This window comes from Gracilibacillus orientalis (assembly GCF_900114645.1).
Taxonomy (GTDB): domain Bacteria; phylum Bacillota; class Bacilli; order Bacillales; family Amphibacillaceae; genus Gracilibacillus; species Gracilibacillus orientalis.
Genome location: NZ_FOTR01000003.1, coordinates 396,869 through 413,803 on the forward strand (window position 1 = coordinate 396,869; position 16,935 = coordinate 413,803).

The following is a 16,935-nucleotide window of genomic DNA, read 5'->3' on the forward strand; positions in this document are numbered from 1 at the left end:
TAAAATTCCTCCCCCAAATTTATTTTTTCTTTAATGCTTCGCCAACAGGTTAATGATTTTTACTACCGTTTCTATTAGTTCTTCAGAATTTTTACTCTCATCACCCAAATCAGAGTACAAGGGTTTTAAATCTTCAATTCCAACAAGGGGACCAAAATCATCCATAACTCTCTGCCATAAAATTTTTGAAGTGAAACCAGTTGCTCCTACTGGGATAGGTATTGCTCCCTTTTCAATAGAAATATCAAATTCTTCTACCATACCATTAGCATCAATTACGTCTTTAGTTTCAGTATCTATCTTGTTGCCAAATATAAATACAGAAATACCAATATTAGAAATCATATCATTGCGATATTTAGTCCACAAATCCTTTATGGAAAGTCCTCCTGTTGTATTCTGTGGAAACGGTCTACACTTGAGCCTTTGTTCTACCTTATTATTTTGACTGGAATAGAGCTCTTCCAATGCACCCGAAATGATACAACTTCCGATTCCCAAGCCAAATCCTGAAACAATATTATTATTATTTTTAATGAGGGCCTTACTTAATGAAGTACTAAACTCGAAAGACTTCTCCTCACCCCAATCGCCATAATCACTGGCACTTCCTGAAACAAATATGTTTTTTCTTATAATCAGTGAAGCTATATGCTGAAGAATTTCTGTTATTTCAGGATAATCATCAATTAATAGAACCTTAATACCGTATCTCATTAGATCTTTAATTTTTAAATTTTGTTTAATTTCCGCATAACGGAATTCATCGTCATTACCATTAAAGTCATTCGCCTTTACTTTTTTCATAAAGCAATAATGTGTTCTTTTGTTTTCATTCAATAGTATTCTAATCCTACTCAAAATTTGAGATAAATTAGGATCATCAAAACTAAAACCTATAAATAAAAATGTTTTAGAAACTAAATCCCCTCGTAGTGCTGTGCTATATATTTGCCTTTTTTGATCATAACCTTCATAATCATCTTTGGTTAAAACTGCATCATGAGGTAATGTACTGTCTCCATGCATTTTATAAACTGTCACATCACTACCCGGTACTGAATAAGTCATAGTCTCAGATGTTATTTTTTTGTCAACCTTCTTACCTACTGCCTCCAAATTTGTTTCAATTAACTGGTCGTAATTTGTTGTCCAATACGTACTTATGGGAAGGTGCGATAAGATTTTATGATTATGAGATGTACTTACACTTCTAGTGAATTCTTCAATCAAGATTTGGTTTATTTTACCTCGTCCACTAAACTCATTAACATGGTATTGGGCTAGGGCTATTAAATCTGACTCCTGATCAATATCCAACTGTAAATCTTGAGCGACTTCTCTTAACAATTCCTTCCAATCCACATAACCAGCCGGACGTGAGAGACCTGCTCCAGCAAATATCGCTGCATTTGAGTCTTGAATTGCCTTTACATAGGTTCTTAAAAACTCCTGAATACTCGGATTATATTCCAATTTTCAACACCCTCTCTAATTATAAGAAGTAATATATGAATTCCACGATAGATATTTACGTATGACCTATCCTCGATCTCCATCATTTAAATCAACAATTTTCGGGCAGTGATATAATTTATTAACTATTAAGACTTCCAATAAACTCATAGGCAATTCCAGAAGTGAATAGAAGAGATATGACTACTACTAAAAAAGTCATAGTTAATAAAAATAGCGGCTTTGTAAATATAATAGTATGTCTAACAATCCAGATAGAAAATCTATTGTTCTTGATTAAAAGTTTATTTACAGCGATAATATGTACTAATAATAATATACTTACTATATTAGGTAACATAGCAGTAAAAAATCCTAACGTTCTGTAAAAATAGTCAGTTAGTCCAGAAATCCCTATACTTTCAATCATTGCACTAAAAGATGTTACATCTACATTAGTCAAATCCAATTTGCTCATTATAGATAAATTCCATAAATTAAATGCATTAATAGCAAATAATATTAATGTCCAGAAACGATTGAGTTTATCATACTGATTATTTCTATAGAGTTTAATTGCAATTCCTAATGTTGAAGTTAGTATTACTACTATAACTGATGCATAAACATCTAAAATGACAGAGTAATATTTTATAAAAAAAAATGAAGCAATTGCTCCTAATATTAATATTAGAAATATAACTGAATTATCATTTTCTTTCCTTTGAATACTAGGTTCTTTTATAATAATGATTTTTTTAATATAACCTCTAACTTCCCTAATATCTGTATTATTTTGAACAGAACTATTTGGATTCTTTTGAACAAAAATCAAAGTAGCGATTATTCCTATAAACAAGCTTACTATCATATCCATCCAATTCTGCGAGATATATTGACTTAAAAATCCGCCCATTTTTTCCTCCTTATAATTTACCTAGTGTTTTAGTACCCTCTAAATCTACTCACAACCAACTCCATCACCATCTCTGTCTAAATGCCTTCCATATCCGGGATCTCCTTCATAAACTGGAGCAGCACCGGCGTTTCTTGCATGTGTGCAATTATCATACTCAACATTAATAGAACTATTATTACTCTCTCCAGAACTACTAGAATTTGTACTTGAATCTTGAACTTTGGTAGTTGAAATAGTGTTTTGTAATTCTGCATTTTCTGATTGTAAAGACTCGATTTCTGAATCCTTTTCGTTTATTGTAGCAGTCAATTGTTCAACTTTATTATTTAATTCTTCGATATTAGATTCGTAATTAGAGGAATTTTCATTAACTTTTGATAATTTTTTTTGAGTATTATCTAGTTCAGTTTGTAGCTCTGCATTTTCTTCTTTTAGCTTCTCTACTTCATCAGTTAATGAACTATTTGTATCTGTTAAATTATTATTTTCAGTAACTAACTTTTCATTTTTTGATTTCACATCTTCAAGCTGTGCAAGTGTACTTTCATCTTCAACAAATGAACCAACTATGAATAGAATAAAACCTCCGATAAGCATAGAATAGAATACTTTTTTAGATAATACTCTTTCTTTATCCTTTGATTTCTTAATAAAATGTACTATTAGATAAATAAATGCCGCTATGAATAATAAAAATCCTATAAAAAAAATCATATATGCCTCCTAAAAGTATGTTTTCAACCTATTATATAGTATATAGTATAACAAGACTATGAATTCGACATAATTTGTCAAAATTCTGTTTTGGTTTAGATAATAAGACATTATTGATAATGACGGAACTGAAAAAATGTAGTTATATTACCGTTAACCAAGCTAGTATTTGATTCAAAGAATAATTCTAATTCAGCCAGTCATGTCGCACCGTTGATTCTCCCGTCTTTTTCTAATAGCAGGTTATTTCCCCAACGCACTGTACTTAGTAACAATAAAAATCAGAAACAGACCTACAACTCTCTTCCTAACTTTTAACAAGATAATCTAAACATATTAATTTAGATAAATTCCATAAAATATAAACTATGCAGGTGATAACAGGCATCACCAATTATGTTTATACACATTAATCCTATTGACCTGTGATCAATGACTTATTGTGATATACTATAAATAGATTTTGTTATTAGGGGTATCCGATTATGACATCAATTATTTATGAAAAAAGAAGTTTTAATCATGATGAGTTATCTAGTATTGATTCAATTTATTTGAATAATTATCCAATTGTTTATATTTTATATAATAAGAAAAAGCGACCAACAGCATATATTGGGCAGACAGTTCAAGCAAAGCGACGTATGACAAATCACTTTAAAAACCCACAACGTAAAGTTTTAGCCGAGACTATTCTCATTGGTCATGAAGAGTTTAATCAATCTGCTACATATAATATTGAAACAAACCTGATCAATTATTTTATTGCAGATAATCGATATAGGCTACAAAATGTCAGTCAAACAAGTGAAAAACAAATCCATAATTATTTCCGTAAAGATTATTATAATCAGGAACTTTTTAACGAAGTTTGGGAAAAGCTTCGTCAAGAAAACATTGTCGATGAGAAAATTGAAACATTAGCAAACAAAGATTTATTTAAGTTATCACCATATAAAGAGCTTTCAGAGAAGCAATTAGAAATTAAAAACAATATTCTTGAATACTGTAAACAAAACATTAGTAAAAATCATAACCATGTATTTTTGATAGAAGGTGATGCCGGGACTGGAAAAAGCGTGGTATTAAGCTCTTTATTTAACACAATCCAAGACTATGCCAATGATAATAGCACTTCATTAGCAAACACAGAAAATTATTTATTAGTTAATCATGGGGAAATGATTAAAACTTATCAAACTATAGCTAGTAGTTTACCTAATCTAAAAAAGAAAAGTTTTATGAAACCTACTAGTTTTATAAATAAAATGGACAAAGCATCTGAAAAGGCTGATATCGTTTTAGTAGATGAAGCGCATTTATTATTGAGTAAAGAAGACGCTTATAATAATTTTCGCTATCAAAATCATCTTGAGGAAATAATCAAACGAAGCAAAGTAACCATCGTCATCTTTGATCCAAAACAAGTTTTGAAAATAAAAAGCTACTGGAATAAAGACTTGTTACAGCAAATAACGAAAAATTATTCTACAACAACTTTTTCATTAGAAGATCAATTTAGAATTGATGCCAGTCCAGAAATACCCAAATGGATAGATCGATTTGTTGAAAAAAAATTAACCCCCATTCCACAACTTAAAAATGAAAAATTTGAGCTAAAAATATTTGAAAATAGCGATAACTTGAAGGATGCTATAATTAACAATAATAAAAAGTATGGGCTATCTAGAATTGTTTCTACCTTTGACTATATTCATAAAAAAGATGGTAGTTTATATTACGTTGATGAAGATGGGCTAAATATGCCATGGAATATTACTAAAAACAATAAAACATGGGCAGAAGAAGCTGACACTATTAGAGAGGTTGGTTCTATATATACTGTACAAGGCTTTGATTTAAATTATGTAGGCGTTATTCTTGGTCCTTCCATCAGTTATGATGATACGAATGAACAATTATTAATCGACACTTCCAAATATAAAGACACTGAAGCTTTTCGAACAAGAAAAGATTTAAGCTATGAAGAAAATGAGCAAGCAAAAGAGGACATTATCCTTAACTCTATTAATATTTTATTAAAACGTGGTATTAAGGGCCTGTATATTTATGCTACCGATCCGAAGCTACGAAGTAAGCTACTTTCTCTACAAGGGGATGAAAATACATGAGCGAAATCGAAGAATTAATTAAGGAAATTAACAAATTTAGAGATGATCGAGACTGGAGACAATTCCATAATCCTAAGGATCTTGCTATTTCCCTCTCAATTGAAGCGGCGGAACTATTGGAGGATTTTCAATGGAAATCTAGTCACGCTGCAGTTGAAACAAATATGGAAAATATTAAGGAAGAGATTGCTGACGTCATGATTTATTGCCTTATGATAACATCTGATTTGGGTTTAGATACAAAGCAGCTTATACGAGAAAAGCTAGAAAAAAATGCAAAAAAATACCCTGTTGAACAAAGTTAAACAAGTACTGAAAAGGTTAGATAAATGATGCTGGTCACTTATATAATTCGACAAGTGACCAGCACCTAAATACAACTTGCTATCAAAACTATCATCGTAAACATCAGTGTTCTCGATAAAAATAGCTCGAAATCAAACCATGTTTTGTTCTGTCCAAATATTGGCTCCCTCCCAAATAATGAACTTATTATCTAACAGGCGCTCATATTTCCATTTCTCTACTAAGTCTGAAAATTAATCTAAATCCTACAAAAATAATTAAGAACATTGGTTCATTTTATCATTTCCTTGTAGCTATTTTCCATATATGTTATGCTGAATGACTCATCATGATCACCATCTCAGATGGAGAGAAAGTCGTTTTTTCTAAGAAGGAATTTTATATACAATAAAGCCTTTATAATAGTAATAAACCTTATGATATAGATTCTCCCAACCCACAGTTATCACTAACACAAATAGTACTCTATTCTATACTAATTATCACAACAAAAAAGGTGTCCACTGTGAGACACCTTTTTGACATTTTGGCAAAGGAGACACTTCCTCTTACCGTCTATTAATTTCAAAATCGACCTTCCATTTCATCCCTTTTCATCTACCTAGAAGTTACCAGTCTATTGACCGCAACCACCAAAGCCTGCACCGACGCCTTCATAATATCCTCATCAATTCCAGCCCCCCAATACATCTGCCCGTTATGTGAGATTCCGATCTGCGCACAGGCTTCTGCTAGAGAATCTTTTCCTAATGAATGCTGCTCATATACTTCCAATTCATAATCAAGCTGAAATGACGTTTTCAGTGCATTACTGACAGCATCTAAGCTTCCAGTACCTTCTCCTTGTAACTCGATGTCCTGACTAGTTTGTTTTAATGTCAATGTGACTTTCTGTTTCTCTCCTTTTTTAAAGCGGTAATCAACCAGCTGGAAATGCGGGCAATAATCAAGATACTGCTCTTTAAAAACATGATAGATTTCCTCGGAAGACAGCTCTCTATTTGTTTGATCCGATACTTTTTTCGTGGCATATCCCATTTCTTCATTCATTTTATACGGAAGCTTAATGCCATAATTTGTTTCGAGGATATACCCGATCCCGCCTTTGCCAGACTGACTATTTATTCGGATCACATCTGTTTGATAATTTCGGCCCAAATCCATAGGATCTACTGGAATATATGGCACATCCCATTTTTCTACCTGGTTTTCCTTACGGTATTTCATGCCTTTGGAGATGGCATCTTGATGTGAGCCAGAAAATGCTGTGAAAACAAGATCACCTGAATAAGGTTGTCGTTCATATACTGCCGTTCTTGTCAGTACTTCATATTTTTTTCGAATCGCTTCTAAGTTATTAAAATTCAATTTTGGATCATATCCTTGAGAATACATATTCATTGCTAACGTAACCAGATCAACATTTCCTGTACGTTCTCCTATACCAAACAAGGTTCCTTCTACTCTTTCTGCACCAGCCAAAACGCCAAACTCCGCATCACTTACCCCGCAGCCGCGGTCATTATGTGGATGAATAGACAACCTGACACCATCGCGATAAAACAAGTTTTTATGAATATATTCAATTTGACTTGCAAAAATATGAGGCATCGCATTCTCTACAGTTGTCGGAATATTAATGATTGCTTGATGCTCAGGTGTTGGCTTCCAAATATCTAAAACACTATTACAAATATCTAACGCATAATCCACTTCTGTTCCTGGAAAACTTTCCGGACTGTATTGGAAATAAAAATTACCTTCTGTTTCCTCTGCAAGCTCTTTTACTAAAACGGCTCCATCTACAGCAATTTGCTTGATCTCATCCTTGGTTTTCTTGAAGACCTGTCTGCGCTGGGCTTCTGAAGTCGAATTGTATAGATGAATAATGGCATTGGGCGCACCTTGAACCGCTTCAAACGTTCTACGGATAATGTGCTCTCTCGCCTGCGTGATCACCATAATCGTCACATCGTCAGGGATCATATTGTTGTCAATCAGTGTCCGCACCAGATTAAATTCTGTATCAGAGGCAGCTGGAAATGCAACTTCTATTTCTTGAAAGCCGATATCTACCAACAGTTGAAACATCTCTATCTTTTCTTCCAAATTCATCGGGATCGGTAATGCCTGGTTTCCATCCCGCAAATCCACACTGCACCATGTCGGTGCTTTTTCTATCGTTTCTTTCTTCACCCAGTCATAAGTAAGAATCGGCGGCAAAAAGTATTGCTTTTCGTATTTTTGATGATTAAACATTGTACATTCCTCCCCTAAATTTGAATATAAAAAAAGCCCTTCATCTCCAGCAATTGCTATGGAGACGAAAGACTTATGCTTACGCGGTACCACCCCGATTTCATGATAATCAGCTATTATCATGCACTTATCCAGATACAGACAGATTTGCCTTATATCTTTCCCGTGTAACGGCGAGGTTCCGTCCTTAGCTAATCTCTACATGGGTTCAGATTTCACTAAGTCTGCTCTAAGGCGAGTTCCCTGCTTCCCTGTTATTGCTTCTCATCAACCAGCAACTTTCTAAAAACAAGTTAGCAAGTACTATTCCTTATCAACGCATTTCCAATTTTTATTATGCTCATTATAGCAAACTAATTAAAAACGAGCTAGTGATGGAGATAATTTCTTGAGTTGATTTTTTGCACTTTATTGGAATCAATAATCACTAAAAATAATCACTTATTCGCGTTGTCTAATTGTTGATAGATCTTAATAACCTCAATAGAATGTTAAATAGAAAAACAGTTGCATACATACTTTATTTTACACTCTCACTTTAATATGGAGGAATATCATATGAAAGAACTTTTTTATCCTTATATTTGCGGCTATCCTAGTGTTTTGTACTGTTTTGGCCACAGAATACTTTTTTGCAGAAGAAATTCTGTTATATGTAAAGATACTAATAAATATATCAACTGCGGCTATTAGTTTAGCCATAGGATTAGTGATAAATTTCAGAGTAAAGTTAAAGAACAAATAAAGCATTTTTAATGAACCATTTTCAGCTATAGTCAATCTTCACCTATTCCTACCCTTATAATAGGAACATTAATTATTTACAGCCAATCGTCCGAGTGGGCCATTTTCAACGATAATATCCTGGAGATCATATACCGAAATTGGAAACATAGGGAAACCAAAAACATATGGAGTAATTTCATATAGTTGAAAGTAAATAACAAGGGTTTTGTCCGCAATATAAAAGTCTTGATCAGGTCGAATACCAGTGAATTCGCCCAGAAGAGGAATATCCCGTTGCTTTATTTGTTGATCAACTAATCTGGAGAGTCTCTCCACATAATTACTTCCTGGCTTAAATAATTCACTCAGCTCACATTTCTCCCCTTTTTCCAGATCAAATGTTAGCGACTTGATATAGGTCATCCCATGTGCCGCCTGGTAGTGATACGTATAATTGGAAAGTGATAAACTCAGTACTTGACGCTGGTTGTTTTTTATTTCATATAATCCAATCATTTCTTCCACTGCTGTTGGCATATTTCCAATTTGTTCGTTTATCAGCTGTTGGGTTTGATCAATAATCGCATGATTAATCAACCCTTCCAATTCCTGATTTTGCAACGCTGCTACTTGGGGGTAAAAAACGGTTTTATTGTAATCGTCACTGATTTTGTGCGTTTCTATATGGACTGGAAATATATAAGGCATCATCACCCATCCTCTCCTGTTTTTACTCATTGTATTCTTCTAGAAAGAAATGTGTGTAATTGCCTATGTAAAGAATTGAATTGCTTTATACATATTGCAATTTTTATAGGTCCATTAAATTATAAAGGAGAAGAGAAATCATCATCATTAGACGATTTCTCTTCTCTCTGTTTTGTGACATCCCAAAACCATTTCATAATTCTAATTTTATCTTGAGTTGCACCTAATAAAAACTACAAAATAGGATTTATAGCTTTACAAGACTCTCTTTTAATAAAGGTAGCATGTACATTTTCCACAATTCTGCGTTGTTGTTCTTGCTCAATAGATTCAATAAGAAGTGTTGTGGCTAATAATGTCTGTAACCGCCTGTGAATTAGTATAATTTGTAGATTTCATTTATTATTAGCTATTAATTTTAAGTACCAATAATACATAAAAGCCAGAAACCACAAAAGACATTTGTCTAATGTAGTCCCTGACCCTTTGACAACAAGCTCTGAATTATCATATCTTACTCACCGGAAACAAAGGTTTCTACTTCCTCCGTCGTTGGTAAAGCACTAATCGCACCATGTTTCGTTGTGACCATTGCTGCTACAGCGTTAGCAAAGCTACCCATAGAAACTAATTCATCTGGCGTTAAATCTGTAAGTTTTTTATCGATTAATGAAAACTGATATAAGAAGGCCCCGATAAAGGAATCTCCTGCTCCTGTTGTATCAATGGACGGAACATCAAATCCTGGCACATTTATTTTCTTGTCACCTATAAAAAACGTCACACCCTCTTTGCCTTTTGTTAGAATTAATAACGTAATAGGTTGAGACAGTAGATGATAAATTGCTTCTTCTTCAGTATCTTCTCCTGTAATGAATCTTAGCTCATCATCACTTACTTTCAAAATATCTGCATCAGGGACAAATTCTTGAATTGTTTGAGCATATACTACTTGATCATCCCAAAGGTTTTTTCTAACATTCGGGTCAAAAACTATTAATCCGTCTTCTTCCTTTACCTTTTTGATTGCTTCGATATGCGCATATTTAACTTCACTCTCAATCAAACTAACAGAGCAAAAATGTAAGATATCATTGTCCGTAAAGGTAATCGTTTTTATATATTCCCTATCTAAAAGCATATCAGCACTAGGTTTCCGGTAAAAGGCAAATTCTCGTTCGCCACCTTTTTTTAACGCAACAAAAGCTAATGCCGTGTTGGCTTCATGTGTGTGTAACATGTGGGTAACATCTACTCTATTTTCAGCTAAGACTTTTTTTAAGTAGTAGCCAAACATATCTTCACCAACTTGACCAATAAAAGCACTCTTTCCTCCTATTTTTGCAATGGTAGCTGCAACATTAGCAGGTGCACCACCAGGTCGTTTTTTAAAACTTTCTACCTCACTCATAGGTACTTCTACTTCATGAGGAATAAAATCGATGAGTGCCTCTCCAATTGTATATACTTTTTTCATCATTAAACCTCAATATCCCATGTATCTAGACGATCAACCTCTACTTGACCTTCAGCGGTGATTTTTATATTATCCGCTTTTTGTGTTGGATAAATAGTAGACGTTAACGTGTATTTGCCTTGATTTGCAAATACTTCCATTGATGCCCGGTCCAGGAAAATCTCTAATTCAATTTTATTATTTTCTGGCTCACAATAAACAGAGCGTTTATACACATGCTCCTCTTCATTACCCACAAGCTCGATACCACTATTTATCCGATTTAGCTCTAGAAAGCTCGTTTCACAATCATAGCTTACTAGTGTTTTCTCAATCTGATTGGAACGAACTTCTATGTCAAATCTTTTCCCAGCTTTAACATCTAATACTAATTCAATCGCACTAACTTCAGCTGATAGCTCCTCAAACGCCTTTGTTTCATCGTATAATTTAATAGTCTTGTAACTTTGTTTATTGGTATAGTAATTTTTGATTTCTGCAACAGGTCTTTGATAGACATGATTGTTTTTTATAAAAAGTTCCCTTGGTAATGTCATTGAACCAGCCCAACCATGTTGTTCCGTTTCTGTTGGAATGTTTCTTCCCCACATTTGCATCCAGGAAATCATGATTCTTCTATTTTTGTCATCTTCAATCGTTTGTGGAGCATAGAAATCTAGACCATAGTCCAACTCTTCCACCGTTTCTTTATGAAAAATTCCTTTTTCCCAATCCATTTCTCCAACAATAGCGAGAACGGAGTGCGTATTAAGGAAATTATTTTCTTTTTTAGGTAATCCATCGACTGAGAGCAGTAGAACATCCTTACCGTCTAATTCGAATATATCAGGGCACTCCCACATTGGACCTTCCTCTTTTTCTCCATTTAACATGACAGAAACAAACTCCCAATCAAGGAAATCCTTCGATTTATATAGTAGAATTTGTCCTCCACCATCTTCTTTTTTGGAAGCAATTAAGGAATAATAGAAATCACCGTTCTTTACTACTTTCGGGTCTCTGAAGTCCTGTGGTTTTGCATTTTCCGGCAAATCAGCTTCCGTTATAACAGGATTTTGTTCTACTTTCTCAAAATGAATGCCATCTGAGGAAACAGCTATACATTGCACTTGTCTAATATCTTCTTCTGTCTCACCCTCAATATGGCCAGTGTACATCAGATAGAGTTTTCCATCTTTTTCGATAGCTGTTCCAGAAAAACAACCATCTTTGTCATATGAGTGATCTGGGGCTAGTGCGACTGGGACAGTTTCCCATTTTACTAAATCTTTACTTTTTGAATGACCCCAATGCATGGGTCCCCACACCGCTTTATACGGGTAATATTGATAAAATAAATGATATTCACCTTTATAGTATATAAATCCGTTTGGATCATTAATCCACCCAATCGGTGCCATTGCATGATAGTCATTTCTATAGTCAGCTATGACACGCTTCCTATTTTTCTCAATATAAGTATTTGCTTGTTTTAGTGTGTACATAATTATCCCCCTGTAAATAATTTCTCTATTTAATTCCTGTTCCAGATCCACCAAGTCCCTGAAGAATATACTTCTGAGCAAATATATATACAATAATTAGTGGTATCGTTGAAATCGTAAGGATTGCCATTACCTGATTGGTATAAACAGGCTGGGTTGTATTAATATTTGTAATAGCTACTTGGAGTGGGAACTTATCTGTATCTGTTAATACCATTAATGGCCATAAATAATCATTCCAACTAGCGATAAAGGACAGTGTTCCGACAGTAGCAACTGCAGGTTTAGACATTGGTAATATAACCTTCCAAAAAACAATCCAATTGTTTGCTCCATCTAATTTGACAGATTCAATAATTTCATCTGGTACCGCCCTAAAAAAGTTTCTAAACAAATAAATGAAAAACATGTTTCCAATCATCGGTAAAACAACCGCTAATCGTGTATTAAGAATGCCTAACGTGTGTGCCACAGTAAACTGAGTAATGATAATTGTTTCCACGGGTACAATTAACAAAACTAGTAATAGACCGAATAACAACTTCTTCCCTCTAAATTCAAATTTTGCAAAAGCAAACCCTGCCATCGCATTAACCATAATAGAACCCACAGTAATGGTTACCGCATAGATAATACTATTGATTACATATTGAGGAACATTAAACCTTGAAAATAATTCTTTATATGTTAGAAACCATTGAGAAACATCAAGTGAAGGAAGCAAGGATTGTATGCCACCCATATCAAGATAAATCTCTGCTTCAGGCTTCATGGAGGAAACTACCATCCACAACATAGGAAAGATAAATATACAAGCTAACAAAATCAGTAAAAAATATTCAATTGATTTCTTAAGCTTCTTGTGCATTACATGTCATCCTCCTTTGTTAACCTGCTTTGCAGCAATGTTATGATTCCAATTATTATTCCAAAAATAACTGTCATCGCACTCGCGTATCCAATCATTCGATCGGAGAATCCAGATTGGTAAATATAATAGACCGGTGTCATTGTAGAATTCATTGGTCCACCTTGTGTCATAACCATTGGTTGGATGATTAATTTAAATGCAGAGATTAAGGTCGTAATCATAATTAAAACAGAAGTGGGCTTTAACAAAGGCAACGTAATATGAAAAAAGTTTTGCCATTTGTTAACCCCGTCAATTTTGCCTGCTTCATACACGGTAGATGGGATATTTTGGAGCCCCGCTAGAAAAATTAACATCTGATAGCCTGCACCCTGCCATGCGGAAACAAACACAATTGTTATCATCGCTTGCTTTGGACTGCTTAAGAATGGTTGAGCTTCCATTCCGATATTTGCTAGTAAGCTATTAATCAAACCTTCTGATGGATTTAATAGATATAACCACAGTACGGATATAACAACTAATGACAAAACTACTGGAGAAAAGTAGGCAACCTTGAAAAATATATTTCCTTTTCTAGGTTTATTAATTAATAACGCTAATCCTAAAGCTGCACCTACTTGTATTGGGATTACGAATACAACAAATAGGACGATGTTTTTTAAACTTTGAATAAAAATTGGATCTTTAAAGATTTCCATGAAATTTTGCAATCCAATAAATTGACGCTGATCTGGTGTTAATAAATAATAATCCGTAAAAGCATAATAAATGGCCATTAAAGCAGGTATAACTAGGAAGGTTCCTAATAATATTAGTGCAGGTGCTAAAAAAGAATATGCTGCTACATTCTCCCTTTTATTAGTATTCATCAGTCAAAACTCCTTTTAAAGATTCCGACTTGGATAAGACCAAGCCGGAGTACCCTATCTTATTTCAACGCTTTTTCCATTTGACCGGTTTTTTCATCTAACAATTTTTGTACATCACTATTTTCTTCATAATAAGCGGCATCGCTGACCGTCTGTTGGAAAACCCTGCTTACCTGCGGATAGTTAGGTAAAACTGGTCTAGCATGCGCCGAGTTTTGGTTCTGCTGAATTAAGACATTCATTTGAGGTGACACTTTATCTTGCACCTCTTCAACAACTGAATGAGCTGCCGGAAGAACACTATTCGCTAATGTAATTTCCGTTAATGATTCTGTGGATGTCATAAAATCAATCAATGCACCAGCAGCTTCCTGTTTTTCAGATGATGCAGCCATTGCATATTGCCAGCTACCTGATGGAGAAACTAATTCGTTTGTATCCGGAGATGCTGGGTATGGCATAACACCATATTCCACATCGGGATAGTCCTCCATTTCAGCAATTGTCCACGATCCGCCGAACTTCATTGGGTACTCACCAGTATGGAATCCTTTTTCAACTGGAGTAATTGTTGTGTATCCCTCCTTGACCATTTCCTGAATAAAACTAAATGTTTTGACTGAGTTTTCATCATTAAAATGACCTTCCGCTGTCGATCCGTCTTCAGATACTAAATTTCCACCTTGCGACCATAAGAATGGTGAGAAGGCATACATTAACCATTCACTTTTATCATCAAAACCCATATCAATTGCAGCAGTATCGTAAGTATTAACTAACGTTTTACTAAGCTCCATAAATTGATCCCAATCCCAAGGTTCTTCAACTGTTGGTAACGTAGATAAATCAACGCCTGCTTCTTCGAGCATTTGTTTATTATAGAAGATTCCAACACCAGATTCTGAATACCCCACCGCATATAATTGATCGTCATAGGTACCTTGTTGAATAATACTTGGTAATAAGTCATCTTTATTAGTTATATAATCACCGATTGGTGCAATCATTCCGGCATCTGCATATGCCGCTGTATTAGGTCCATCCAAAGTTAAAACATCTGGTAATGTATCTGTGGTTAAAGCGGCATTAATTTTATCTTCGTACCCGCCTCCAGCTCCACTCCTCGGAATAAACTCAATCGTAGCGGAATATGTTCCTTCATACTCTTTATTAAATCGATCAATAGTGCTTTGCATTGCTTCCCCTTCAGGAGTTTCATCTGAAGTGTGAACCCAAAGAGATACTTCATCATCACTAGCATTTGATGATTCATTCCCTCCACCACAAGCTGTAACAATAATTGCCATCAAAACTAAAACAGTTAAAAACATAACCTTTTTCATTTCTAATAACCTCCTCGCATTAATATGTAACCGCCTACAACAAAATTATATGTCATCCGGTTTCATATGTCAACCGGATGACATATAATTCAAAAAAATAGACCACCCACTGTGTTAGGTTGTCTCGCTTTCTATCAATCTAACAGGTAAGATGGTTTCCATCTGACTACGGTCCCCTTCTTCATTTATTTCTTTAGTTAAAATATCAATCGTTTTCTCAGCAATCTCACGTATCGGTTGTTGGATCGTACTTAACTCAGGTAATAGTAATCTAGTTGTCTCTGTCCCGTCATAGCCAATAACTTTAAAATCTGAGGGTATGTTTCTTTTTCTCAATTTAGCTTCTCTTATGACCGCTGAGGCAATCAGATCATCACTGGCAAAAATACTATCTACTCGTGGGTTTTCATCGAATAATTGTTTAATGACCGCTTGATTATCTCCGTCTGTTTCATAGGTAATAGGAGGCAATTGGTTGTCCTTCATAACATCCTCATATGCCTTTCTTCTTAAATTGGCTGGTGTCTCTAAATAAATTGGGCCATTAATATGAATGATGTTTCGACATCCTTTGTTAATTAATAACTGGGTGGCTTGCCTTCCACCATCATAATTGTCACTTGAAACAACAGGAATATTTTCCGACAAATAACGGTCAACTCCAACAACTGGGAGAGTTGGTATATCATATTCCTTTACTCCTCGATTATGAGCTCCAGCTATGATTCCATCTACTTGATTTCTTTGAAGCATCCTCAAATAACTTCTCTCTTTATCTTCTTGCCCTTGACTATTACACAACAAAATCTTATATCCTAAAGACGCTGCAATATTCTCAATATGAAAAATAAGTTGTCCATAAAATGGATTCGTTGTAGTAGGAAAAATAACACCAATTAAGAATGTTTTCTTTATAAATAACGACCTTGCAACATCATTAGGAAAATAATTAAGTTGTTTCATCGCCTCATCTACTTTTTGTCTAGTCTTTTCTCCTATATAACCTCGATTATTCAAAACTCTAGAAACAGTTGTTGGTGATACACCAGCAACTTTAGCAACATCTGAAATTTTCGGCTTCAAATTAATTTCTCCTATCGGCAATTCCCCAAAATATTTAGCGGTTACATTTAGCTAAGTCGGTGTAATCTTATCACATTTTCAATTAAATGTGGTAACCATAAGAAAAGATAGAAAAGGGGGCTTAATTCGATTTGACTTCTAGCAAAGGGGCCAAGTACATGTATATAGACATGTCCACGGAGGGTACCCTTATCCATATTTAATGGAATATACCGAATTCTCCTAGTCTAGTCTTTAACAAGTTCTATACAGTATTTTGTGCTTACAATATATAGGAAGACATAAAAGTTATGATCGATTACTTGTTCAACAATTTGTTGTCATTTTATAGTGAACACCTATTTCATATTGTTTTGTATAAAAAAAAGGAGCTCAAACCTCTGAACTCCTACCTTTTTAAAACATTATTTCGCTTTCAATTTTTTGCTTATGAAATCCATTCACCATCAAACTGACTACCAAACTCACCTCATAAACGTCTACGGGTAATACCCTTTTACTGTAGAGAAAGGTTCCTTGTTCATCAGAATAATGACTTGTTACTTTTTTTGACGGTATTAAATTTTTACGCTTTTATTACATTTTT

Annotated in this window: 13 protein-coding genes and 1 other annotated feature; of the genes, 2 read left to right on the plus strand and 11 right to left on the minus strand. The window is 34.3% G+C overall.

Features of this window, described 5'->3' with window-relative positions; translation table 11 throughout:
- Positions 1-30 precede the first annotated feature (30 nt).
- The 3 genes from BM121_RS07845 to BM121_RS22275 all read right to left on the minus strand — a co-directional run bounded on the left by BM121_RS07845 (position 31) and on the right by BM121_RS22275 (position 3,088).
- Positions 31-1,476 carry an SIR2 family protein gene (locus tag BM121_RS07845; RefSeq protein WP_091483017.1) on the minus strand — a complete coding sequence of 482 codons (1,446 nt, stop codon included), beginning with the start codon at positions 1,474-1,476 and terminating at the stop codon, positions 31-33.
- Positions 1,477-1,597: 121 nt separating this feature from the next.
- The gene (locus BM121_RS07850; protein ID WP_091483019.1) at positions 1,598-2,371 is read right to left on the minus strand and encodes a hypothetical protein; all 774 of its coding nucleotides are present in this window, start codon (positions 2,369-2,371) and stop codon (positions 1,598-1,600) included.
- A gap of 45 nt (positions 2,372-2,416) precedes the next feature.
- Positions 2,417-3,088: an excalibur calcium-binding domain-containing protein gene (locus BM121_RS22275; RefSeq protein ID WP_217649309.1), complete on the minus strand. Its 672-nt coding sequence runs from the start codon at positions 3,086-3,088 to the stop codon at positions 2,417-2,419.
- Between the two features lie 485 nt (positions 3,089-3,573).
- On the opposite strand from BM121_RS22275, the gene BM121_RS07860 reads away from it, so the two are divergent.
- On the plus strand, positions 3,574-5,220 hold the full coding sequence (locus BM121_RS07860; RefSeq protein WP_091483021.1) for a DUF2075 domain-containing protein: 1,647 nt from the start codon (positions 3,574-3,576) through the stop codon (positions 5,218-5,220).
- Positions 5,217-5,525, plus strand: a complete 309-nt coding sequence (locus BM121_RS07865; protein WP_091483023.1) for a nucleotide pyrophosphohydrolase — start codon at positions 5,217-5,219, stop codon at positions 5,523-5,525. The genes BM121_RS07860 and BM121_RS07865 overlap by 4 nt, the downstream gene beginning before the upstream one ends.
- Before the next feature lie 598 nt (positions 5,526-6,123).
- On the opposite strand, the gene BM121_RS07870 is transcribed toward BM121_RS07865, so the two are convergent.
- The 8 genes from BM121_RS07870 to BM121_RS07910 form a co-directional block, all read right to left on the minus strand.
- Positions 6,124-7,785 carry a 2-isopropylmalate synthase gene (locus BM121_RS07870; RefSeq protein ID WP_091483025.1) on the minus strand — a complete coding sequence of 554 codons (1,662 nt, stop codon included), beginning with the start codon at positions 7,783-7,785 and terminating at the stop codon, positions 6,124-6,126.
- Between the two features lie 57 nt (positions 7,786-7,842).
- Positions 7,843-8,111: a binding site (T-box leader), on the minus strand.
- A 487-nt stretch (positions 8,112-8,598) separates the two neighbouring features.
- Positions 8,599-9,219, minus strand: a complete 621-nt coding sequence (locus BM121_RS07880; protein WP_091483176.1) for a DUF3298 and DUF4163 domain-containing protein — start codon at positions 9,217-9,219, stop codon at positions 8,599-8,601.
- Positions 9,220-9,733: 514 nt separating this feature from the next.
- The gene (locus BM121_RS07885) at positions 9,734-10,696 is read right to left on the minus strand and encodes a carbohydrate kinase family protein (RefSeq protein WP_091483029.1); all 963 of its coding nucleotides are present in this window, start codon (positions 10,694-10,696) and stop codon (positions 9,734-9,736) included.
- 2 nt (positions 10,697-10,698) lie between these two features.
- Complete coding sequence (locus BM121_RS07890; protein ID WP_091483031.1) at positions 10,699-12,180, minus strand: glycoside hydrolase family 32 protein; 1,482 nt, start codon at positions 12,178-12,180, stop codon at positions 10,699-10,701.
- A 25-nt stretch (positions 12,181-12,205) separates the two neighbouring features.
- Entirely contained in the window at positions 12,206-13,048 is an 843-nt protein-coding gene (locus tag BM121_RS07895) for a carbohydrate ABC transporter permease (protein ID WP_091483032.1), read from the minus strand.
- Positions 13,048-13,923 carry a carbohydrate ABC transporter permease gene (locus tag BM121_RS07900; protein WP_091483034.1) on the minus strand — a complete coding sequence of 292 codons (876 nt, stop codon included), beginning with the start codon at positions 13,921-13,923 and terminating at the stop codon, positions 13,048-13,050. Before BM121_RS07900 ends, BM121_RS07895 begins: the two co-directional genes overlap by 1 nt.
- A gap of 59 nt (positions 13,924-13,982) precedes the next feature.
- Positions 13,983-15,266 carry an ABC transporter substrate-binding protein gene (locus BM121_RS07905; RefSeq protein WP_091483036.1) on the minus strand — a complete coding sequence of 428 codons (1,284 nt, stop codon included), beginning with the start codon at positions 15,264-15,266 and terminating at the stop codon, positions 13,983-13,985.
- Between the two features lie 114 nt (positions 15,267-15,380).
- Positions 15,381-16,349 (minus strand): LacI family DNA-binding transcriptional regulator, encoded by a 969-nt coding sequence (locus BM121_RS07910; protein WP_091483038.1) that lies wholly within the window; start codon positions 16,347-16,349, stop codon positions 15,381-15,383.
- Positions 16,350-16,935 lie beyond the last annotated feature (586 nt).